The sequence below is a fragment of the Mycobacterium sp. IDUB_36 genome (assembly GCF_055419225.1).
This window is the reverse complement of record NZ_JBVAXH010000001.1, coordinates 3,532,019-3,554,662: the sequence shown is the minus strand read 5'-3', so window position 1 is coordinate 3,554,662 and position 22,644 is coordinate 3,532,019. Positions and strand designations below refer to the sequence as shown.

Genomic DNA, 22,644 nt, shown 5'->3' with positions numbered 1-22,644 from the left:
GCCTGGTGTCGGCGGCATGCCGGGTTTGAGGTTCGATGTCAGCCCTGCGGGCGGCTACCGTTCGCCACTTCTTCGGGATAGTCGTCGTAGAACGGCACATAGCCCTCGTCGCGCCCGGCCAGCACGTACAGCGGGTCTTCGATGTCGGTGCTGTAGGCCTGCTCGCGCAGGTCCACCTTGCGGCTCTTGAACGTAGTGGTGTGCTCCATCGATTCGACCAGGCGGACGAACAGCGGCAGCGCGTACGCCGGCAACTTCTGGTAGACGGTCTGGGCGAGCGACTTGCCGTCGAAATCGCCGCCCTCGCGCAGCTTGACCGCTGCCATTCCCGCGCGACCGCCGGTGCGCGGCACCTCGACGCCGAACACCGTGCACTCCTCGACCGACTTGTCGGAGCTCAGCGCACGCTCGACCTGAGTGGTGGCGACGTTCTCGCCTTTCCAGCGGAAGGTGTCACCGAGCCGGTCGACGAAGGCGGCGTGGCCCATGCCTTGCGGGCTCATCACGTCGCCGGTGTTGAAGTAGCAGTCGCCCTTGCGAAACGCGTCGCGTACCAGCTTCTTCTCGCTGGCCTTCTTGTCGGTGTAGCCGTCGAACGGTTGCAGCTTGCTGACCGGGCTGAGCAGCAGGCCGGGTTCCCCGGCGGGCACCTTCTGCACCCAGCCGTCGTCGCCGCGCTGCGGTTCGCCGGTATCGGCGTCGTAGGCGACATATGCGACCGGCAGCGCCGCCCAGCCCGCTGATCGCGGCACGTTGAACACGTTGATGAAGGCGGTGTTTCCCTCACTGGCCGCGTAGAACTCGCAGACCCGGCCGATGTTGAACCGCTTGGTGAACTCGTCCCAGATCTCCGGGCGCAGTCCGTTGCCGGCGATCAGCCGCACCTTGTGGGTCCGATCGGTCGCCTTCTCGGGCTGGTTCAGCAGATACCGGCAGATCTCGCCGATGTAGATGAAAGCCGTTGCCTTGCTGGCGATCACTTCGTCCCAGAATCGCGACGCGGAGAATGACTTGCCCAGCGCCAGCGTCGCCCCGGAGTTGATCACCGATCCGACGGCGACCGTCAGCGCGTTGTTGTGGTAGAGCGGCAGGCAGCTGTAGAGCGTGTCGGAGCTCTTCAGCCGCAGCCCCAGCCCACCGAATATCGCCAGCGCCGACAGCCACCGCTTGTGGGTCATCACGCTGGCCTTCGGGTGGCCGGTGGTGCCCGAGGTGAAGATGTAGAACGCGGTGTCCTTGGCCAGGACCGCCGATGCCGACGGCGGGTTGCTGGTCGGCGCGGTGGCCGACAGCCGTTCCATCTCCTCGATGGTCGTCGGGGCGATGGTCGCGGCGCCGCACTCGTCCACCGCGTCGACGAAGTCGGATTCGATGACCAGAGCCTTCGCTTCCAGCAAGCCGATGCTGTGCGATAGCACGTCACCGCGCTGGTGGTAGTTGAGCATCCCGGCGACCGCGCCACACTTGACCGCCGCCAGCATCATCAGCACCGCGTTGGGTGAGTTGCGCAGCATGATCCCGACGACGTCGCCGCGGCCGACACCGCGGGCGGCCAGCACGGCCGCGTACCGGTTGGCGGTGGCATTGGCGTCGCGGTAGGTCAGCTGTTCGTCGCCGAACCGGATGAAGATCCGGTCGCCGTAGCGTTCGGCGCGGTCCTGGAAGACCTTGCCGATCGAGACCTTGAAGTTCGGCTGCGCCCGGACCAGCGTGAGCATGCCGCGGGCGATCACCGGGAGATCTGCCAACACGGCAGGCGCTCGCGACGCGATGTCCAGCAGCCCGATCGACGTGCCAGGACCAGATGTGTCAGTACCGGATTTGTTGTCGGACACGGTCCACCCTCATTTCGCGCACCTGCAGGTCGCGGTCAGCCTAATCGCCGCGGCAGGCCGCCAGCGCTGCGCCTACCTCGTCGACGATCACCAGCCGGTCCATCGCAGTATGAGAGACGTATCCGGTGTCGACGAGCCCGGCCAACCAGGCGCGCAGTCCGTTGAAGTGTCCGCCGGGATCCAGCATCACCACCGGCTTGTCGTGCATGCCGAGATAACCGCCCGTCCAGGCTTCGAAGAACTCTTCGAGCGTGCCGATGCCGCCCGGCAACGTGATGAACGCGTCGGAGCGGTCTTCCATGATCTGTTTGCGCTCGCGCATGGTGTCGGTGACGATCAGCTCGTCGGCGTCGTGGTCGGCGACCTCGCGGCTCACCAGCATCTTGGGAATGACCCCGACCGTCCGGCCGCCGCGGGCGCGGGCCGCGGTGGCCAACGCGCCCATCGCCGAGACGTTGCCGCCGCCCCAGACCAGGGTCCAACCGCGGTCGGCGATCGCCTCGCCGAGTGCGGCGGCCAGCGCCAGCAGCTCGGGGTCGGTCGGGCCGGACGCGCAGTAGACACAGACCGCCCATGGCTGGGCTGCACCGGGGTCGCGGGACACACACGCAACGTAGACCCCCGTTGCCGCCGAGCGCATTTGGGCCTAACCGCATGCCGTCCGGTGCGTGCGCCATAAAATCCGGCGGTGCCGAGTGCCTGGATTGCCGCGCCGCAGGACGCCGTGCTGCGCGAGGTCGCAGCCGCTCTGAACGATCCCGGGCGTCGCGGCGTGGCGATCGTCGGGCCCGACGGCGTCGGCAAGACGCGGTTGGCCCGCGGCGCGGCCGCCCCGGACGCCTACTGGGTGGTGGGGACCGCGACCGAGAGTGTCATCCCCTTCGGCGCGTTCCGCGCGCTGCTGGCCGACGCGCAGATGGGCGATGAGTCACGGCCGGCCGAGCTGTTGCGGGCCGCCCAGGATCGGCTCACCGGCCAGGAATTGTTCGTCGTCGACCACGCCCACCTCCTGGACCGGATGTCGGCCACCCTGATCTACCAGCTGGCACTGAGCGGCGCGGCGCGCCTCATCGTCACGGTCCGGTCCGGCGGCGAGCTGCCCGACGCCGTCTCCGCGCTGTGGGACGACGGCCTGCTGGCCAAGGTCGAAGTCACCGCGCCATCGGACGGCACTGCGACCGCCGACCTGCCGGCCCGGGTCGACGAGTACCTGGCCGGGCTGCCGCCGGCCGCCCGGACGGCGCTGGATTACCTGGCGCTGACCGAGCCGCTACGGCGCGCCGACCTGACGGCGCTGGCCGGCGACGACTCCGTCGAGCAGGCCGAGAGCGCCGACGCGGTGACCGTCGACGACAACGCGTTGGTCTACGCGGCTCACCCGCTCTACGCGCTCCGGGCGGGGGCGGCGCAGGCGCCGGACACCGCACGGGCGCTGCGCATGGCGCTGCTCGGGCAACTCGCCGACGACCGCGACGGGCACGTCGGCGACCGGCTGCGGCTCGCGGCGCTCGCCGTCGACGGCGATGCGCCCGGTGACGACCTGGCCAGCGCGGCGCAGTTGGCGCTGCGATTCGGCGAGCTCACCTTCGCCGAACGGCTGGCCCGCGCCGCGCTGGATCGTCGCGACGAGCTCTCGGCCCGGCTGGCGCTGGGATACGCGCTGGCCTGGCAGGGCCGCGGCCGGGAGGCCGACGCGGCGCTGGCCGCCGTGGACCCCGACCGGCTGTCGCCGCCCGAGCTGATGGCGTGGGCGCTGCCTCGGGCGGCCAACCAGTTCTGGATGCTCGGCGAACCCGCGCAGGCCACCGCGTTTCTCCAGACCACCCGCAGCCGGGTCCCGTCGCCGGGCGGCCAGGCCACCCTCGACGCGCTGACCGCCACCTTCGCCATGAACGCCGGCACGCCGCTGCGGACGCTGCGCATCGCCGAGGAGGTGCTGGCCTCGCCGCACGCCGACGGAGTGGCGGTGGGGTGGGCCGCTTCGGCGGCGGCCCTGAGCTCGGCCCGCACCGGAAAGTTCGCCGACGTCGAGACGCTGGCCCGGCGCGCGACGGACGCCGACCATCCCGGTCTGCTGCGGTTCACCAGCGGCTTCGGCCGGATCACCGCCCTGGTGCTGGCCGGCCGGCTGACCGACGCCCGCAGCCTGGCCCAGCGCTACACCGACTTCGCCGAACTGCAGCAGCCCGGCCGGGCGATCGGCGAGACGCTGGTCGGCTATGTCGCGATCGCGCAGGGCGACTTCGACACCGCCGTGACACTGCTCAGTCGCGCGGCCGACCCGCTGGCCCGCACCGGCTACTCGTGGGGCCCGCTGTCGCTGATGCTGCTGGCCCAGGCGCTGGGCCAGCAGGGTGAACAACTGCATGCCGCAAAGGCGTTCAGTCGGGCCGAGTCGCTGCACGGGCTGAAATCGGCCTTGTTCGCGCCGGAGTTGGCGTTGGCGAAGGCGTGGTCGAAGTCAGCCCACGGCGACACCACCGGCGCCATCGAGGCCGCCCGGGAAGCGGTGCAGACCGCCGAGCGCGGTGGTCAGTCCGCGATCGCCCTGCGCGCAGTGCAGGACTGCGCGCGACTCGGCGACGTGCGGGCCGCGCAACGGGCCGGTCGTCTGGCTGGCGAGGTGGACTGTGTGCTGGGACGACTGACGCTGGCGCACGCCCGCGCGCTGGCCACCGGCGACGCCGCCGGGCTGACCGACGTCGCGGCCGACCTGGCCGACCGCGGACTGCATCCGGCGGCGGCCGACGCCACGGCCCAGGCGAAGCGGGTATGAGCGCGCGCACTCCGGACTTGCTCCGGCATGTTCCATTTGCTGCCGACTGAAGACACGGCGCGGCGATCCATTTACTGGACAGTACTGAGTGACGTGCATAATGATTTACGTAATTGCGCAAATCCTGACATCAGTATATGCGAGCAAGCTGGACTTACGGCTCAATGTGCGGTCGTCTGATCGGTAGATCAGGGAGAATGCTTTTATGCTGAGTCCTTCGTGGGGGCGTAAATTAATTGTGATTCTCAGTCAATATTTCGCCGCCATTAATCTTTTGCCAAGCGTCAATGAATAACGTAATGGACATCGACGTCTCATTGATGAAGGAGCACTCACGATGTCTATGTCATTGGCATCAGCCCGTCGCTTTGCGGTCGGCCTCACCAGTGCCGGAGCAGTCGCGGGCGCACTGCTGTCAGGGGCCGCGCCGGCAGCGAACGCCGCGCCCGCAGCCTCGAACGGAGGGGCCCATTCCGCGCCGGCCGGACTGCAACCCGCCCATCCCGGTGGCTGGGGTCCCGGCCCAGGGCCTGGGGGTCCCGGCCCCGGACCCGGTGGCTGGGGTCCCGGCCCCGGACCGTGGGGCCCACCTGGCCCCGGACCCGCCGGATGGGGACCTGGTCCCGGACCGGGCTGGGGACCGCCCGGCCCGTGGGGTCCGCCGGGTCCGTGGGGGCCTCCCGGCCCGGGACCCGGCCCGTGGGGACCGCCACCTCCGGTGCCGCCGTTCTGGTGACAGCCGGCGGCCGCTAGCTGCTCAGGTAGGCCCGCAACATGGTCACCGCGTCGGTGATCCGGTGCACCGGAACCAGCTCCTCGCGGGTGTGCGCCAGGTTGGGGTCGCCGGGTCCGTAGTTGACCGCGGCCACTCCGCGAGCGGCGAAGCGCGACACGTCGGTCCAACCGTATTTCGCTCGCACCTGCCCACCGGCCGCGTCGACGAGGGCCCTGGCCGCGGGCGCGGACAGACCGGGCAGTGCGCCGGCGGCCGCGTCGGTCTGCTCGATCCGCACGTCGAGGCCGTCGAACACCTCGTGGACGTGCCGCAGGGCGGCCTCGGCCGACCGATCGGGCGCGAACCGGAAGTTCACCGTGACCGATGCAGCGTCGGGGATCACGTTGCCGGCCACCCCGCCGTCGATGCGCACCGCCGAAAGCCCTTCGCGGTACACACATCCGTCGATGTCGACGCTGCGGGCCTGGTAGGCCGCAAGCCGATCGAGCACCGCACCCAGCTTGTGGATCGCGTTGTCGCCCAACCAGGATCGCGCGGAGTGTGCCCGGATCCCGTTGGCCTGGATGACAACTCGCAGAGTCCCCTGGCAACCCGCTTCGATGTAGCCGCCGGTGGGCTCGCCGAGGATCGCCACGTCGGCGGTCAGCCAGTCCGGCAGCTCGCGTTCGATGCGGCCCAAACCGTTTGCGCCGGCCTCGATTTCCTCGCAGTCGTAGAAGACCAGGGTCAGGTCGTGGGTGGGCGCGGTGACGGTCGCGGCCAGATGCAGGAAGACCGCGTCGCCGGCCTTCATGTCGCTGGTGCCGCAGCCGTGCAGCGACTCTGCGTCGCGGCGGCTGGGCAGGTTGCCGGCCGCGGGCACGGTGTCCAGGTGGCCGGCCAGCAACACCCGGCTCGGCAGGCCCAGGGTGGTGCGGGCCAGCACCGCGTTGCCGTTGCGGACCACTTCGAAGCCCAGAGCGCGGGGCGTCTGCGCCCGCAATGCCGCCTCGACCTCGTCGGCGATGCGTTCTTCGTGCCGCGACTCGCTGGGAATGTCGACCAGAGCGGCCGTCAGCTCGATCGGGTCACCGCGGAGGTCCAGCACGCTGCCAGCGTAGTGGGTCGGTAGCGTGAAGCCCGTGACTGCAGCTTCGGGTATTGGACTGGCGACGCTGGCCGCCAACGGATCGGTTCTCGACACCTGGTTCCCCGCACCGGAACTGATCGCCGGCGGCGAAACCGGCACCACCCGGTTGTCGGTGGCCGAGGTGCCCGACGACCTGGCCGTGCTGGCCGGCCGCGACGAGGAACGCGACGTCGAAATCGTGGTGGTTCGCACCGTGATCGGTTCGCTGGACGACAAGGCCGTCGACGCCTACGACGGCTATCTGCGACTGCATCTGCTCTCCCACCGCCTGGTCGCCCCGCACGGGCTCAACGCCGACGGCTTGTTCGGGGTGCTGACCAACGTGGTGTGGACCAGCCACGGCCCGTGTGCCGTCGACGGTTTCGAGTTGACGAGGGCCCGGTTGCGCCGCCGCGGACCGGTCGCGGTCTACGGCGTGGACAAGTTCCCGCGGATGGTCGACTACGTCGTGCCGAGCGGGGTGCGCATCGCCGACGCCGACCGGGTGCGCCTCGGCGCGCACCTGGCCGCCGGCACGACGGTGATGCACGAGGGCTTCGTCAACTTCAACGCGGGCACGCTGGGCACCTCGATGGTCGAGGGCCGCATCTCGGCGGGCGTCGTGGTCGGCGACGGTTCCGACGTCGGCGGCGGAGCGTCGATCATGGGAACGCTGTCCGGCGGCGGCACCGAGGTGATTTCGCTCGGCAAGCACTGCCTGCTCGGCGCGAACTCCGGGCTGGGCATCCCGCTGGGCGACGACTGCGTCGTCGAAGCCGGTCTCTACGTCACCGCGGGCACGAAAGTGGTTCTGCCGGATGGCAATTCGATCAAAGCGCGCGAGCTGGCCGGTGGCAGCAACCTGCTGTTCCGGCGCAACTCGTTGAGCGGCGCGGTGGAGGTCGTCGAGCGCGACGGCCGCGGTATCGCGTTGAACGAGGACCTGCACGCCAACTGATCAGGCGAACACCTGCCGGGGCATCACGGTCGGCTTGACGCCGTAGCGCGCGCACACTCACTGACCTGCTGATACCAACTGGGCCGCCGCTCGTGCGCTCAGGCTGAGCGGAGCGCGGTTCCCCTGGTCTCGGGAAGTAGAAACGTGCATCCGAGGCTGGCCAGCGCGAGACCACCGAGCATGGCGCCGACGGCCCAGGTCCCGTAGGCCGCCTGCACTGTTCCGGCGATCAGCGGCGGCAGCGCGGCACCGAAGATGCCGGCGAGGTTGATCGCCAGAGCCGACCCGCTGTAGCGGTAGCGGGTGGCGAAGAGCTCGGGAATGAACGCACCCGTGGGCCCGGATCCGATCGCGGCGATCGCCAGCATCCCGACCACCGCGATCGCGTAGCAGAGCGGTGTGCCGGTGTCGATCAACGGAACCACGACCACCGCCCACAGCGCGCAACCCGCCCAACCCAGCATCATCATTCGACGTCGGCCCACCCGGTCGCTCAACACGGCCGAGATCGTCACCACCGTGATGCTCGCCAGCCCGCCGAGCGCGCCGACGGTCCAGATGAAGCTGCGGCTGTAGCCGAAGTGGGAGTGGGCGAAATGCGGCAGGTAGGTGTGCGCCATGTAGACCGAACTCATCCCGCTCAGGATGCTGCCGCCGGCCAGGACCGTCTCGCGCCGCTGGCGTCGCAGCAACTCTGTGATCGGGGCCTTCGGCACCTGCCGGTGCGCCTCTTCTTCGGCGAACACCGGTGTCTCGTCGATTCTCAGCCGCACATAGAGCGCGATTCCGACCAGGACCGAACTGAGCAGGAACGGTATCCGCCACCCCCAACGCATGAACGCCAGGCTGCTCTCGCCGATGCTGACACTGACACCCAGAAACGTCAGGCTGGTCAGGATCGCCGCGACACCACCGCCGAGCAGGGTGAACATGCCGTACCGGCCGCGCTTGCCCTCGGGTGCGTACTCGACACTCAGCAGCGCGGACCCGGCCCACTCACCGCCGGCGGCAAATCCCTGCACCAACCGCAGCACGACCAGGAGGACCGGCGCTGCGACGCCGATGCTGGCAGTGCTGGGAACCAGACCGACGCTGACCGTCGCGACCGCCATGATCAGCAGGGTGGCGATCAGGGACTTCTTGCGACCTAACCGGTCGCCGAGGTAGCCGAACGTGGCTCCGCCGATGGGCCGGGACAGGAAAGCGCTGGCGAAGGTGCCCATCGAGGCGATCGTCGCGACCGTCGGGCTCAGCTGCGGGAAGAAGACGGTGGGAAACACCAGCGCCGCCGCCGTGCCGTAGATGAGGAAGTCGTAGAACTCGATGGCCGAGCCGACGAGACACGCGGCGGCAACGCGACTCATCGGCGTCGCGGCAGGCGCGTCCGCGATCATCGTGGTCTCGGCGGCTGGGTGCACGGCTACGACGGTAGGAGAATCTCGCGCCGCTGTCACACCTGCCGCGCCCTCGAGCCGGGCCTCTTCATCCCTGGTTCAACAGCTGCTTCTTGAGCACTTTGCCCATCGCGTTGCGCGGCAACTCGTCGACGATCCGGACCTCGCGGGGTCGCTTGTGCACTGAAAGCTGTTGTGCGACGTAGTCGATCAGCTCTTGCGGCTGCGCGTCGCCGACGATGAACGCGACGATCCGCTGGCCCAGGTCGTCGTCGGGCAGTCCGACCACCGCCGCCTCGGCCACACCCGGGTGCCCGAGCAGGACCGTTTCGATCTCGCCGGCGCCTACCCGGTATCCCCCGGACTTGATCAGGTCGACCGACTCGCGGCCGACGATCCGGTGCATGCCGTCGCCGTCGATGACCGCGGCGTCGCCGGTGCGATACCAGCCGTCGGCGTCGAAAGCCTCAGCGGTGGCGTCCGGGCGGTTCAGGTAGCCGTTGAACAGTGTCGGCCCCCGAACTTGCAGTCGCCCAATGGTTTCCGCGTCGTGCGGGACCGTGTTGTCGTTGTCGTCGACCAGTCGGCTCTCGACACCGGCGACGGGCAGGCCGACCCAGCCGGGTCGGCGATCACCGTCGGCCCGCGTCGACAAGGTGATCAGCGATTCGGTGGCGCCATACCGTTCCAGGGGTGCATGCCCGGTCAGCTCGACCAACCGGTCGAACACCGGCACTGGCAGGCCCGCACTGCCGGACACCAGCAGTCGCGCCGAGCGCAGCGCCTCGGCGGCCGCGACGTCCGCCGCCACCCGCGACCACACCGTCGGCACGCCGAAGTACAGCGACCCCCGGGCCGCCGCGTACGCCTCGGGCGTGGGTTTCCCGGTGTGCACGAAGCGGTTACCGATGCGCAGCGACCCGAGCAGACCCAGCACCAGACCATGCACGTGGAACAGCGGCAGGCCGTGCACCAGCGTGTCGTCGGCGCTCCACTGCCAGGCCTCGGCGAGCGCGTCGAGGTCCGCGGCGATGGCCTGACCGCTCAGCTGCACTCCTTTCGGCGGACCGGTGGTTCCCGAGGTGTAGATGATCAGCGCGGTGTCCCGTGCCGACGGCTCGGGCTGCTGGTGCCAGGACCGCGCACCCATCCGCACCGGAATGTGCGGCAGCCCCTCGGGTTCGTTCGGGACCGGGCCCAGCCACGCCTGCGCGCCGGAGTCGGTGAGGATATGGCGGCGCTCGGCCTGCCCGACATCGGCGGGCACCGGAACCACCGGCACCCCGGCGATCAGGCAGCCGGCGATAGCCAGCGCCGTCGGCGCGGTCGGAGTGGCCAGCACGGCGATCACGCCCGCGCCGCGGATCCGTTCGGCAACCGAGTTGGCAGCCCCGACCACATCGCTGCGGCTGAGGGTGACGTCGCCGATTCGGACGGCGTCCTCGAGATCGCGGCCACCTGCGACGACAGAAGGGTCCAGGGAGGTCAGCAGCACGTCAGCAGGCTAGCCCATCGGCCGTTCGCCGATCACCCGGTCGCGGCGCAGCGCGGTCAACTCTTCTTCGGAGATACCGAGGCCGCCGAGGACCTCGTCGTTGTGCTGACCGAGGGTCGGTGCGCCGAACCGGTGATGGCGCGATGGGCCCGGGGTGATGCGCAGCGGCCAGCCGGGGTAGCGGTGCCGGCCGGTGATCGCGTGGGCGAACTCCTCGTAGAACCCTCGGACGTCGAGGCCGGGCAGGTCGTACATCTGCTCGGGCCGCGACACCCGTTCGGCGGGAATGCCGTGTTCCCGCAGGGCCGCAACGATTTTGACGGCTTCCCGAGTTCGGGTCCACGCCGCTAGCGCTTCGTCGAACGCATCGTGATCGGCCGGCAGATCGCGGCTGCCGATCGCGTCGGCCAGCCGCGACGCGTCGGTGTCGCCACGCACGGTCAGCGCGACCCAGTCGTCCTCGACATCGGTCGGGTAGACGCCCTGACGGACGCCGCGTTGCCGGTTCCCTTCCCGGGGCCGGACGACTCCGTTCATCGAGTAGTCGATCACCGGTTCGGCGGTGACAGCGGCGCCGACTTCGATCTGCGCGACCTCGATGAGCTGGCCCTCACCGGTGCGGCGGCGATGCTCGAGCGCGGCGAGCAGTGCCACCCCGGCGTGCACGCCGACGATCGGGTCGGCCGGGCCCTGCACGTTGCAGGGCGGACCGTCCGGGTAGCCGGTGGCCGCCGTCATGCCGGAGACCTGCTCGATGTTCAGCGCCCAGCCAACCCAGTCGCGCCACGGGCCGTCGAGCCCGAATCCCGGCATGCGGACCGCGATGATGTCGGGCCGCAGCGCGACCAGCGAGTCGTAGTCCAGCCCGAACTGCTCCACCACGCGCGGCGAGTAGTTCTCCACGACGACGTCCGCTTGCGACGCGATTCGGCGGGCTATTTCGCGGCCGCGCGGCGAGCCGAGGTCCAGCGTGATGTCACGCTTGTTGAGGTTGGTGGCCTGCCACAGTGGGCTGCGCTCGTACCAGTCGTCGCCCTCGAACGGTTGCGCTCCGGAGTACCGGAAGCCATCGGGCCGCTGGATCGACTCGAGCTTGACGACGTCGGCCCCGAATGCGCCGAGGTAACAGGTGAGGTAGCCGCCGGCCCAAAACGTACTCAGATCAAGCACTTTGAGCCCGGCGAACGGCTGATCCGGGTCGGCAGACGGCGCTGTGGGCCGTCGCCGTCGTTGGCTATGCGCCTGCATCGCAGGCGTTTTCGACAGGCGGTACGGTGGACCCGGCTGTCGGAACGACCAGTCCTTCGCGCCGGCCTCGACGAAGAACCCACGCTTGGCGTACTGCGGATTCTGCAGCGCGTCGGCGCCGCCGGCGACCGGGGCGGCCGGAATCCGCAGTGCCTGACAGAGTTCGACGATGTCGTCGACGGCCCGCTCGTCCAGCCAGGGCTGGGCCGCCGCATTGAACCGGGCCCGCTCGGGACCGCCCATCATGATCGCGAACTGCTGGCCGCCGTACTCGGGCAAGTCGAGCATGTCGCACACGTCGAGCCAGTGCTGTCCGGTCAGGCAGTTGATCCCCACCCAGCCGTCGGCGGCGCGGACCACGCCGAGCATCGGCGCCTGGCGAATGTTGGTCGGCAGTCCCAAGGCTCGCATCCGCTCGAACATCATCATCGGGTATGGCAGAGTCGACAACAGCGCCTCCAGCACCGAGACGTCGACCTCGGTCACTCGCCCGGCCGGTGCGGTCCGCAGCGCGGTCAGTGCGCCGAGGGCCGCATATCCACCGGCGACGTATTCGGCGATCCGCGCGCCGGCCTGCACCGGCGGCCGGTCGGGGTCGCGGGCACTGATCCATCCTGCGATTGCTTGCATGGTCAGCGGTGTCGCGACCCGGTCGCGCAGCGGGCCGTGCTGCCCGAAGTTCGAGATCCGCACGATGACCAGACGCGAATCCGGTTGCGGGACATCGGTTTCACACCAATTGATCGAGCCGTCGCCGTCGATCACCAGGTCGGCGTGGGCGATCAGCGCCCGGGCCTCGTCCGGTCTCGCCCGAGCCTTGCCGGCGTTGAGATATTCGAACAACCCGGAGCGCTCTGGGTCGAATCGGCCGTCGGGGAACGGCCCCCAGCGCCGCAGTGGATCACCCTCTGCCGACTCAATTTTCGTGACCTCGGCACCGAGGTCGGCGAGCAGCTTGCCGCAGTAGGGGCCCGAGATCTCGTCAGCGACCTCGATGACCCGAAGCCCGTCGAGAGCGGTCTTATGGCGGCCCCACTCCTCCTGCCCATTTTCGATCGCACTGCCCCGCTCGTCGCCGTGGCGTGTCACGCCGGCAGTCCCATGGCCTTCATCTCCATGTACTGCCGAATTCCCAGAATTCCGCCGCTTTCCCGGCCGATCCCGCTCTGGTTGAACCCACCGAACGGCGCACCGCCCGGCCCGAATCCGTTGACCGCGATCTGTCCGGTGCGCACCCGCCGCGCCACGCTCAGCGCACGGTCGACATCGGCACCCCACACCGCGCCCGACAGCCCGTACTGCGAGTTGTTCGCGATTCGCACCGCCTCGTCGTCACCGCTGTAGCGCAGGACCGACAACACCGGGCCGAACACCTCTTCCTGCGCGATCGTCGAATCCGGTGACACCCCGGACAGAATCGTCGGCTCGAAGTAGTAGCCGCGATCCAGTCCGGTTGGCCGCCCACCTCCGGCGACCACCTTCGCACCTTCGTCGAGCGCCCGATCCACATGTGCCTGAACGCGTTTGCACTGCGCATCGCTGATCAGCGGACCCATGGTGACGTCCGGGTCGGTGGGGTCGCCGACCTTCACGGCGTTGGCCAACCCGACCAGCCGGTCGACGATCTCGTCGTGGATTGCGTCGGGCAGCAGCAGCCTGCTGTGCAGAATGCAGGCCTGCCCGGCATGAAATGAACACGACTCGAACAACATTCGCTGCAGCGTCTCGTCTTCCAGCGCTGCATCGTCAAGCACGATGCTGGCGGATTTGCCGCCGAGCTCGAGGAGCAAACGCTTCATCGTCGCGCCGGCAGCGGACATCACCTCGCGGCCGACTACCGAACTGCCGGTGAAGCTGACCATGTCGATCCGAGGGTCGGTCGTCAGCAGTCTGCTGGACTCGACGTCGGTCGGTGTCACGACGTTCACCACCCCGGGCGGAATATCGGTGTGTTCGTCGATGATTCGGGCCAGCGCCAGACCGGCCAGCGGTGCCAACGGCGACGGCTTGAGTACGACCGTGTTACCCGCGGCCAATGCGGCGCAGACCTTCATCACGTTGAGGGTGTGCGGGAAGTTCCACGGCGTCAGAATCGACACCACACCCAGCGGCTCGTAGCGCAACAACGCTTTTCCCGCGGCGCCGTAGGCATCGATCGGCTCCTCGACGGGATGGGTGGCCAATTCGGCCGCATTGAGCGCGGCGAACGCCGGACCCTCGACGTGGATCACCCGCTCGTTCGAGGTGCAACCCCATTCCTGTTGCGCCAACGCGTAGAAGTCCTCGGCGTGCGAGAGCAACGCCTCGCCTAACTGGTTGAGGTAGCCCGCCCGCTGCTCGGGCCCGGTGTCAGCCCACGGGCCGGAGTCGAACGCCGCCCTGGCGGCGGCGACCGCGCTGCCGACCTGGGCTTGGCTGGGGTCGGGCGCCGAAGCGATCACGTCCTCGGTGGCCGGGTTGACGTCGTCGTAGCGACCGCCCTCCGGCTCGACCCACTGGCCGTCGATGTAGACCGCGTAGGTGTCGATCAACGAGCGTGGGTCAGCCATATCCACTCCTTCGGGGGTCCGGCAGTCAACATTTGGTCTACACCCGTCGGCCTGCTGTCGTCAATGCTCGAAGCGGTCTTTCGCTATTTCGGTTCACCCACAAGCATATTGACAGCGTCGGTGCTACCGGGGTAGACAGATTCCACCGGACACTTCACTACGATCTGTCCGAATGGCGAGGAGGCCCGGGTGCGCGTGAAGTCTGTCTCGGCCGTCCCGCTGCACTCCCCCGATTTCTACGCCGGCGATCCCTATCCCGCCTACCGCGAGCTGCGCGCGACAGCGCCGGTGTGCTGGAACGACGTGACCAATTTCTGGGCCCTGACCAAGTACGAGGACGTCCGTCACGTCTCGAGCAATCCAGCGACGTTCACCTCGACGCGGGGCATCACCATCCCCGACCCGGCCCTGCCGAGCCCTGTGCAGGCCGGCAGCCTGATTTTCACCGATCCGCCACGACACCGGCAGATGCGCAAGCTGATCAACTCCGGCTTCACCCGGCGCCGCGTGTCCGTGCTCGAGCCCAAGATTCGTGAGCTGGTGCGCGGCATCCTCGACGGGCTGCAACCGGATTCAGTGCACGAGTTCGCCGAGACGATCGCCGCTCCCCTGCCCACCAGGCTGATCGCCGAATTGATCGGCGCACCACCCGACGACTGGGAGCAGTTCCGGGCCTGGTCGGATGCGGCCACCGGCACCGCCGACCCGGAAATTGAACTCGACCCGCTGGTGGCGGCCGGCCAGCTGTACGAGTACTTCCAGAAGCTGATCGGCCAACGGCGCGTCGAGCCCCGCGACGACCTGTTGTCGGTGCTGGCCGGCGCCGAAATCGACGGCGTCCGACTGACCGACGAAGACCTGCTGAACTTCGCGTTTCTGTTGCTGGTGGCGGGGAACGAGACGACACGCAATCTGATCGCGCTGGGCACGCTGGCGCTGATGACCCATCCGGAACAGCAGCGCCTGCTGGTGGATGACCCGTCGCTGATCCCGGCGGCCATCGAGGAGATGCTGCGCTGGAACAGTCCGGTGGTGCACATGGCCCGCGCGGCGACGGTCGACGTCGAGATTCGTGGGCAGCAGATCGCCGAGGGCGACGTGGTGGTGATGCTCTACGGCGCGGCCAACCGCGACGAGGACGTGTTCGGTCCCGACTCCGAGGAGTTCAAGGTCACCCGGCATCCCAACCCGCACATCGCGTTCGGGTGCGGCGAACACTCGTGTATCGGGGCACAATTGGCGCGCCTGGAGGCAACAGTGATGTTCGAGGAGCTGTTACACCGTTTCCCTCGGCTCGAGCTGGTCGGCCGGGTCGACCGGATGCGCGCCACCATGGTGCCCGGGGTCAAGCGCATGCCGGTCAGGCTGGGCGTCTGAAAGATGCGACTCGAATACACCCCCGAGCAAGAACGTCTGCGCGACGAGATTCGCGCGACGATGCAGACCATCATGACGCCCGAGCGCCAAGCTGCCGTCAGCGACCGGATGGAGGGCGGCCCCGCCGTCCGTGACTGCGTCAAAGCCCTGGCAGCCGCCGACCTGCTGGGCGTGGGCTGGCCGAAAGAATTTGGTGGCCGCGGCTTCTCGGCGATCGAGCAGTTCATCTTCGCTGAAGAGGCGCGGCGGGTGAGCGCCCCGATTCCGCTGGTGACCCTGAACACCGTCGGGCCGACGCTGATGCACTACGGCACCGAGGAGCAGAAGCGGCAGTTCCTGCCCGCGATCCTGGACGGTACGGTCGAGTTCGCAATCGGTTACTCCGAGCCGGGCGCCGGCAGCGACCTGGCCTCGCTGCGTACCACAGCGATCCGTGACGGCGACGACTACGTGATCAACGGTCAGAAGATGTTCACCAGCGGCGCAGGATACGCCGACTACATCTGGCTGGCCGCCCGCACTGACCCGAATACCAAAAAGCACAAAGGCATTTCGATCTTCATCGTGCCGACTTCGTCGCCCGGATTCTCCTTCCAGCCGTTGCACACCATGCCCGGCGTCTCCACCTTCTACACGTTCTACGACAACGTCCGGGTGCCGGCCAGCGCGATCGTGGCCGGCGAAAACGAGGGCTGGCAGCTGATCACCACGCAGCTGAATTTCGAACGTGCGGCACTGGGCAACCTCGGCGCACTGGAGCCGCTGCTCGAACAGACCCTGGAGTGGGCGCGCGAGAGCGAACTCGACGGCGCCCGGGTGATCGACCAGCCCTGGGTGCAGCAGGCACTGGCCCGCGTCGAAGCCGAAGTCGCGGCCTACAAACTGCTCAACCTCCGGGTCAACGCCGCGATGACCCAGGGCGTGCTGAATATGGCCGAGGCGTCCGCGGCCAAAGTCTTCGGCACCGAACTAGCGCCGCTGGTAGCCCGGCAACTTCTGGAAGTGCTGGACCACAACGGGTTACGCCGCGGCGCCGACGCTCCACTGCGCGGCGCACTGGAATCGGCATACCGGCTTGCGGTGATCAGCACCTTCGGCGGTGGCGCCAACGAGATTCAGCGAGACATCATCGCAATGGCCGGACTGGGTATGCCGCGCGCCCCGCGCGATCTGCGCCCCAAGGATGGGCACACTGCCGAGAAATCAGGAGGATCCACTCAGTGACCGACACCGACCTGCTCACCAAGCTGAAGGCCCTGGTCGGCCAGCACACCGGCGGCAGCGCAAAGCCTTCTGTCGCACCGGATCCGGTCAACCAGCCGATGATCCGGCACTGGGCGTACGCGCTCGACGACATGAACCCGGTGTACCTCGACCCGGAGTTCGCAGCGAAGTCGCGGTTCGGCGGCATCGTCTCGCCACCGGTGATGCTGCAGACCTGGACGATGCCGGCACCGAGGCTCGAGGGCATCGGTGAGCGGGGCGGCTCCCCCGTCGAGATCACCGACAACCCCACCGCGTTCCTGGACGAAGCCGGATACACCAGCATCGTCGCGACCAACTCAGAATTCGAGATCAACCGCTACCCCAAACTGGGCGACGAGATCAGCGCGACGTCGGTATACGAAGAGGTGTCAGACGAAAAGACCACGGCGCTGGGCACCGGGTTCTTCGTGACCTGGGTGCTCACCTACAGCGATCAGCACGGTGAAGTGCTCGGCAAGCAACGCTTCCGGGTCCTGCGATTCAAGCCGGCGAACTGATGGCTACTCGCCTGGCGCCGGCCATCAGCCCGGACACCGCGTTCTTCTGGAACGGGCTGCGCGATCACAAGCTGTTGATACAGCGCTGCAACGGATGCCGCGCGGTCCGCATGCCACCGCAACCGATGTGCCCGAAGTGCCGTTCGCTGGACTGGGAAGCGATCGAGTCCTCCGGCCGCGGCACCGTCTACAGCTACGTGATGCCGCAGCAGCCGCAGTTCCCGTTCTTCGACTATCCCTACATCGTCGCGCTCATCGAGCTCGACGAAAGCGTCCGCATCGTGTCGAACCTGACCGACATCGACCCGGACAACGTGCAGGTCGGCATGTCGGTCGAGGTCTACTACCGCGAGTTCGACGGAGAGCTTGTGCTGCACCAGTTCCGGCCGGCCGGCTGATATGGACTTCACCTTCACCGAAGACCAGGAGACCATCGGCAAGCTGGCCCGTGACGTCCTGGAACGCCGCGCCACGCCGGAACGGTTGAGCGAGCTCGAAGCCGGCGAGACCCGCTACGACGCTGCGCTGTGGAAGGAGCTGGCGGGTGTCGACCTGCTGGGTGCCGCATTGCCAGAGTCGTCAGGCGGCTCATGCGTGACCGGCGAGGGCTTCATCGAGCTCGGTGTGTTGCTTGCCGAGGTCGGACGGACGGTCGCCCCGGTGCCTGCGTACGCAACGTTGTGCCTGGGTGCCGATACGATCGCCCGGCACGGCAATGCCGATCAGCGCCAACGCTTTTTGCCCGGCGTCATCGACGGAACCCGGCTCATGTCGGCAGGCTTGCATGAGCCCGGCCGCTCCGACCCCACCACACCGTCGACCACCGCGCGCAGAGACGGCGACTCCTGGCGGCTGGACGGCGTCAAGGAGTTGGTGTCATTCGGCCAAGTCGCCGACACGCTGCTGATCCCCGCCGCAACCCACGACGGAACCACCGGCCTGTTCCTACTTGCGTCCGATGCCGAAGGGGTCGAGGCGCGACCGGTGGCTACGACCAACGGCGAACCGCACGCCGATGTATTCCTCGATGGGGCAACCGTTCCCGTTGCCGACCGACTCCACGGTGACCGCCTGGTCGAGTCGCTGTACACCCGTGCCCTGATCGGGTTGTGCGCGGTCCAGGTAGGCGTGGCAGATCGGGCCTTGCGCATGGCCGCCGAATACACTACGGGGCGTGAGCAATTCGGCCGCCCCATCGGTAGCTTCCAAGCGGTCCAGCAGCGGATGGCCGACGGCTTCATCGACCTGGAGGCGATCCGTTGGACCACCTGGCATGCGGCCTGGCTGATCGCTGCGGGCCGTCCAGCGGACCGCGCTGCCCGCATCGCGAAGTTCTGGGCGGCCGAGGCCGGCGCCCGGATCGCCGCCACCACCCAGCACGTGCACGGCGGTATCGGAATCGACACCACCTATCCGCTGCATCGATATTTCCTGTGGGCCAAACACAACGAACTCACCCTGGGGTCGGCCACGCAGCAACTGGTTCACCTCGGCAGCACGTACTTGGAAGGACGGCCATGACAGCCTCCCGCACCTCCACCCTGAAGTGGGCCGACATCAGCGTCGGCGACGAGGTGACACCGATGCAGATTCCGTTGACCACCACGATGATCGTTGCCGGCGCCATCGCCTCACGTGACTTCATGCCGGTGCATCACGACGCGGCCTACGCCAAGCAACAGGGCTCGCCCAATCTGTTCATGAACATCCTGACGTCCAACGGTTACTGCGTGCGTTTCCTCACCGACTGGGCCGGGCCCGAGGCGATGATCACCAGACTGTCGATTCGCCTTGGCGTGCCGTCGTTTCCGGACGACCCGCTGCGCTTCACCGGCCGCGTCGCCGGCAAGAGCGAGGGTTCGGACGGGGAGAACTTCGTCGAGGTCGAGTTCCAGGCCGCCAACAGCCTCGGCAACCACGTCTCCGGGACCGCGGTGCTCAGCCTGCTGGACGGGGCCGGCGCGTGAGCGTTTCGCTGCTGGCCGGCACCACCGCCATCGCCGGCATCGGACAGACCGAGTTCTCCAAGGAATCCGGCCGCAGCGAGCTGCAATTGGCCTGCGAGGCAGTCAGTGCCGCGCTCGACGACGCCGGGTTGTCGCCGGGCGACGTCGACGGCATGGTCACGTTCACGATGGATTCCAGCGACGAGATCGAGGTCGCCCGCAACGTCGGGATCGGCGATCTGACCTTCTTCTCCCGCGTCCCGCATGGCGGCGGTGCCGCGGCCGGCACCGTCGCGCACGCCGCAATGGCGGTGGCCGCCGGCGTCGCCGACGTCGTGGTCTGCTACCGCGCGTTCAACGAGCGTTCCGGGATGCGCTTCGGCGGGAGCGGGCGCACCAGCGCCGAAACCCCGCTGTTCATGGCGCATTACGCGCCGTTCGGTTTGCTTACTCCAGCGGCATGGGTCGCGCTGCACGCGCAGCGTTACATGTCGACGTACGGGGTGACCAACGCCGACTTCGGCCGGATCGCCGTCGTCGACCGGGCCCATGCGGCCACCAACCCCGACGCGTGGTTCTACCAGCGGCCGATCACGTTGGAGGACCATCAGAATTCGCGGTGGATCATCGAACCCGTTCTGCGGCTGCTGGATTGCTGCCAAGAGAGTGACGGTGGCGTCGCGCTCGTGGTCACCAGCGCCGAGCGGGCCCGGGATCTGAAGCAACCCGCGGCGATCATCTCCGCGGCCGCGCAGGGCGCCGCCCACAACGGCGAGATGATGACGAGCTACTACCGCGACGACATCACCGGGCTGCCCGAGATGGGCGTGGTCGCCACCAAGCTGTGGCGCGACTCGGGCCTGAAGCCGAGCGACATCCAAACCGCCTTCATCTACGACCATTTCACCCCGTTCGTGTTCACCCAGTTCGAGGAACTCGGATTCTGTGGACGCGGCGAGGCCAAGGACTTCGCCACCGTCGAGCGGTTGTCGCTGGGCGGCGAGCTGCCGATCAACACCAATGGCGGGTTGCTCGGCGAGGCCTACATTCATGGGATGAACGGCATCACCGAAGGCGTGCGCCAGATTCGGGGGACATCGCACAACCAGGTGGACCACGTCGAGCATGTCCTCGTCACCTCGGGTACCGGCGTACCGACCAGCGGGTTGATTCTCGCTTCCGGCCGGTGAGCCGGCCCATGACCGCGTCGACCTGGGCCGACACCCGCGAACTCATCATCGAGTCCGCATACTCCTGCTTCCGCAAGCAGGGACTGCAGAAGGCCACTATCGTCGATATCGCCCGAGTGGCCAACGTGGCCCGCAGCACCATCTACGAGTACTTCCGCGACAAGGCCGCGATCGTCGAGGCCTGCGCCGAGCACACCTCCGAGCAGTTCTATCGGCAGATGTCCCTCGCGATGGACACCGGCGGCTCACTCGAGGACAAGCTCGCCCGCGCAGCGGTTTTCGTCACGCAGGCCCGGCGGGCCATCGCCTCGGAGAAGTACTTCGACGAAGAGGCGGTCAGCCTGCTGCTGACCAAGGACGCCGCCGTGCTGCTGCGAGAATGTGTCGACTTCCTGGCACCACACCTGGCGGCCGCCAAGCTCACCGGCGAGGTGCGCAAAGACCTCGACATCCAGGCCGGCGGCGAGTGGTTTGCCCGAATCTTGTTCTCGCTGTTCAGCACTCCGTCATCGACGCTCGACATGGACGATCCCGAGGTGGTCGCCGACTTCGTGCGGGCCTACGTGGTGCAGGGGTTCGCCAACGACCGTCAGCGGCCACGGCGCGGCTAGTCGTCGTCCGGATCCCAGCTGGTCGGCAGCATCGGCAATCCCGGATCGCACCCGAACCCGTCGCCGCTGCGCACAGTCAACCCGGCGGCGGCGTGGACGGGCTTGGCAGTGGTGCCGGCAAAGCCGAGCGGCCCGGCGCCGCGATCCGAAGCCGCCGTCGGCTCCGACGCGACCGGCTCTGCATCGGTGGCATCGATGAACTCGTCACCGTGGGCCCGCAGCACTTCGCGCTGCCGCCGGCGTGCCCGTCGCTGCCTCGGAGTCGTCAGCTGGGCGGCCGCCGCCGCCGCCGCGGCATCCGGTTCGGGCGCCCGTCGCTTCTCGGTGGAACTGGCTCCGATGCCGAGCCCGGAGCCGAATCCGATGCCGGGCGGCGCGATCGCGTAGGGAGCTACGAACCCCGTCGCACCCGCGGGCGGCGGTGACGGCGGTGGCGGCGGGCCGGTGGCCGTGGTCGCGGTGGATGCGTGAGCGGGCGCCGAACTCGGCGCGGTACCGGGCGCTACGCCGGCGACGACCGTCGCCGAGGTGGGCCAAACATTGGGTGCGACAGGCACACTCGCGGGGACCGGGATTGGCTGCAGTTGCGGCAGACCCGCTAAACCAGCCAGACCGGCCAAACCGCCCGCGGCTCCGGCCGGGGCCACCACCGCGCCGAGTGCCAGCGCCAGCAACGCCGGCGACTGGCTCACCGTGCTGGCCAGCTGTGCGATATGGGTGGGCCAGTCGAACAGCGCCAGCGCCGCCAGATACTGGAAGGCCTGGATCGCCTGCCCGGGATTCTGCGAGATGTACAGAAAGTCCTCGATGAGTTCCAGGGACCGGGCCAGGTACCAGATCGGTTGGCTCGCATCGACGTAGTAGTCGTACACCACTCCGTTGAGAGTGCCGGCGCCGGGATTCCAGTTCACCCCGAAGTTCTGCAGGATCTGCGCGATGACGGTGGTCAGCTCGTTGGAGATCATCGGATCGTGGGCGGTCGCGGTGTCTTCGATGCCGAGGGCCTTCAGTAGCGGCTCGAGCTGATCGAGCAGACCCTGCAGTGGGTTGTTGAACTGCGGCGGTTGCGCCGCAGCGGCTTTCACGATGCGCGGGGCGGGCGCCGTGCGTGGTGTCGCCGCCAGCGCCGCGGTGGACACCGCCTGGTAGGCGCCCATCGTGGTGGCCGCCTGGACCCACATCCGGGCGTAGTCAGCTTCATTCAGCGCGATCGGGATGGTGTTGAGCCCGAAGAAGTTGGTGGCGACCAGCACCCCGTGCACGGTGTGGTTCGCGGCCAGTTCGGCCAGGGACGGCATCGTCGCCAGTGCCACGTCGTAAGCCGTGGCCGCGGTGTCGAGCTGGGCGGCGGTCGCCGTGCTGTCGGCGGCGGCCTGGAGCAACCACGCCACATACGGCGCGTGGGCGGCCGCGTACGAATCCGCGCCGACGCCGTCCCACAGTCCCGCCCGAATCCCGGCCAGCAGCTGCTGGGCCTCCTCGGCCGCTGCGGTGTACTCCGCGCTCAGCGACTGCCACGCGCCGGCGGCCGCCAGCATCGGTCCGGAGCCGGGTCCGCTGCTGAGCAACGCCGAATGCACCTCGGGCGGCGAGGCCATCCACGCGGGTCCAGACATCCACCACCCTCGCTGCCAATTTTTCGGTCAGCCTAACTTTAA

The 22,644-nt window shown here is 68.4% G+C and carries 18 protein-coding genes; 10 read left to right on the top strand and 8 right to left on the bottom strand.

Going from position 1 to position 22,644, the window contains the following annotated elements:
* Positions 1 to 38: 38 nt before the first annotated feature.
* Positions 39 to 1,787 carry a long-chain-acyl-CoA synthetase FadD6 gene (fadD6, locus tag ACZYW1_RS17640; RefSeq protein ID WP_463787879.1) on the bottom strand — a complete coding sequence of 583 codons (1,749 nt, stop codon included), beginning with the start codon at positions 1,785 to 1,787 and terminating at the stop codon, positions 39 to 41.
* Positions 1,788 to 1,875: 88 nt separating this feature from the next.
* Positions 1,876 to 2,439, bottom strand: coding sequence for an LOG family protein (locus tag ACZYW1_RS17635; RefSeq protein WP_463787470.1), 564 nt, complete (start codon positions 2,437 to 2,439; stop codon positions 1,876 to 1,878).
* A gap of 84 nt (positions 2,440 to 2,523) precedes the next feature.
* On the opposite strand from ACZYW1_RS17635, the gene ACZYW1_RS17630 reads away from it, so the two are divergent.
* Entirely contained in the window at positions 2,524 to 4,611 is a 2,088-nt protein-coding gene (locus tag ACZYW1_RS17630) for an AAA family ATPase (RefSeq protein WP_463787469.1), read from the top strand.
* Between the two features lie 749 nt (positions 4,612 to 5,360).
* Here ACZYW1_RS17630 and dapE read toward each other — a convergent pair.
* Positions 5,361 to 6,434: a succinyl-diaminopimelate desuccinylase gene (dapE, locus tag ACZYW1_RS17625; RefSeq protein ID WP_463787468.1), complete on the bottom strand. Its 1,074-nt coding sequence runs from the start codon at positions 6,432 to 6,434 to the stop codon at positions 5,361 to 5,363.
* 25 nt (positions 6,435 to 6,459) lie between these two features.
* Here dapE and dapD point away from each other — a divergent pair, with 25 nt between their 5' ends.
* A complete protein-coding gene (gene dapD, locus ACZYW1_RS17620; protein ID WP_463787467.1) occupies positions 6,460 to 7,413 on the top strand; it encodes a 2,3,4,5-tetrahydropyridine-2,6-dicarboxylate N-succinyltransferase in 954 nt (317 codons plus the stop codon).
* A gap of 98 nt (positions 7,414 to 7,511) precedes the next feature.
* Here the strand turns inward: dapD and ACZYW1_RS17615 are convergent, their stop codons facing one another.
* The 4 genes from ACZYW1_RS17615 to ACZYW1_RS17600 form a co-directional block, all read right to left on the bottom strand.
* Positions 7,512 to 8,777 (bottom strand): MFS transporter, encoded by a 1,266-nt coding sequence (locus ACZYW1_RS17615; RefSeq protein ID WP_463787878.1) that lies wholly within the window; start codon positions 8,775 to 8,777, stop codon positions 7,512 to 7,514.
* A 118-nt stretch (positions 8,778 to 8,895) separates the two neighbouring features.
* Positions 8,896 to 10,302: an acyl-CoA synthetase gene (locus ACZYW1_RS17610; RefSeq protein WP_463787466.1), complete on the bottom strand. Its 1,407-nt coding sequence runs from the start codon at positions 10,300 to 10,302 to the stop codon at positions 8,896 to 8,898.
* Positions 10,303 to 10,311: 9 nt separating this feature from the next.
* Entirely contained in the window at positions 10,312 to 12,606 is a 2,295-nt protein-coding gene (locus ACZYW1_RS17605) for a CaiB/BaiF CoA-transferase family protein (RefSeq protein WP_463787877.1), read from the bottom strand.
* Positions 12,607 to 12,635: 29 nt separating this feature from the next.
* Positions 12,636 to 14,099, bottom strand: a complete 1,464-nt coding sequence (locus ACZYW1_RS17600) for an aldehyde dehydrogenase family protein (protein ID WP_463787464.1) — start codon at positions 14,097 to 14,099, stop codon at positions 12,636 to 12,638.
* Positions 14,100 to 14,318: 219 nt separating this feature from the next.
* Between ACZYW1_RS17600 and ACZYW1_RS17595 the strand changes: the two genes are divergently transcribed.
* The 8 genes from ACZYW1_RS17595 to ACZYW1_RS17560 are packed head-to-tail and all read left to right on the top strand — an operon-like array spanning position 14,319 to position 20,986.
* Positions 14,319 to 15,476: a cytochrome P450 gene (locus ACZYW1_RS17595; protein ID WP_463787876.1), complete on the top strand. Its 1,158-nt coding sequence runs from the start codon at positions 14,319 to 14,321 to the stop codon at positions 15,474 to 15,476.
* 3 nt (positions 15,477 to 15,479) lie between these two features.
* Positions 15,480 to 16,700, top strand: coding sequence for an acyl-CoA dehydrogenase family protein (locus tag ACZYW1_RS17590; protein ID WP_463787463.1), 1,221 nt, complete (start codon positions 15,480 to 15,482; stop codon positions 16,698 to 16,700).
* A complete protein-coding gene (locus ACZYW1_RS17585) occupies positions 16,688 to 17,239 on the top strand; it encodes a MaoC family dehydratase (RefSeq protein WP_463787875.1) in 552 nt (183 codons plus the stop codon). The genes ACZYW1_RS17590 and ACZYW1_RS17585 overlap by 13 nt, the downstream gene beginning before the upstream one ends.
* A complete protein-coding gene (locus tag ACZYW1_RS17580) occupies positions 17,239 to 17,637 on the top strand; it encodes a Zn-ribbon domain-containing OB-fold protein (protein WP_463787462.1) in 399 nt (132 codons plus the stop codon). The genes ACZYW1_RS17585 and ACZYW1_RS17580 overlap by 1 nt, the downstream gene beginning before the upstream one ends.
* Before the next feature lies 1 nt (position 17,638).
* Positions 17,639 to 18,760, top strand: a complete 1,122-nt coding sequence (locus ACZYW1_RS17575; protein WP_463787461.1) for an acyl-CoA dehydrogenase family protein — start codon at positions 17,639 to 17,641, stop codon at positions 18,758 to 18,760.
* Positions 18,757 to 19,206, top strand: coding sequence for a MaoC family dehydratase (locus ACZYW1_RS17570; protein WP_463787459.1), 450 nt, complete (start codon positions 18,757 to 18,759; stop codon positions 19,204 to 19,206). The genes ACZYW1_RS17575 and ACZYW1_RS17570 overlap by 4 nt, the downstream gene beginning before the upstream one ends.
* Positions 19,203 to 20,375, top strand: coding sequence for a lipid-transfer protein (locus tag ACZYW1_RS17565; RefSeq protein ID WP_463787458.1), 1,173 nt, complete (start codon positions 19,203 to 19,205; stop codon positions 20,373 to 20,375). Before ACZYW1_RS17570 ends, ACZYW1_RS17565 begins: the two co-directional genes overlap by 4 nt.
* A gap of 8 nt (positions 20,376 to 20,383) precedes the next feature.
* Entirely contained in the window at positions 20,384 to 20,986 is a 603-nt protein-coding gene (locus ACZYW1_RS17560; RefSeq protein WP_463787457.1) for a TetR/AcrR family transcriptional regulator, read from the top strand.
* Here the strand turns inward: ACZYW1_RS17560 and ACZYW1_RS17555 are convergent.
* Positions 20,983 to 22,602, bottom strand: coding sequence for a PPE domain-containing protein (locus ACZYW1_RS17555; RefSeq protein WP_463787456.1), 1,620 nt, complete (start codon positions 22,600 to 22,602; stop codon positions 20,983 to 20,985). The genes ACZYW1_RS17560 and ACZYW1_RS17555 overlap by 4 nt on opposite strands.
* Positions 22,603 to 22,644 lie beyond the last annotated feature (42 nt).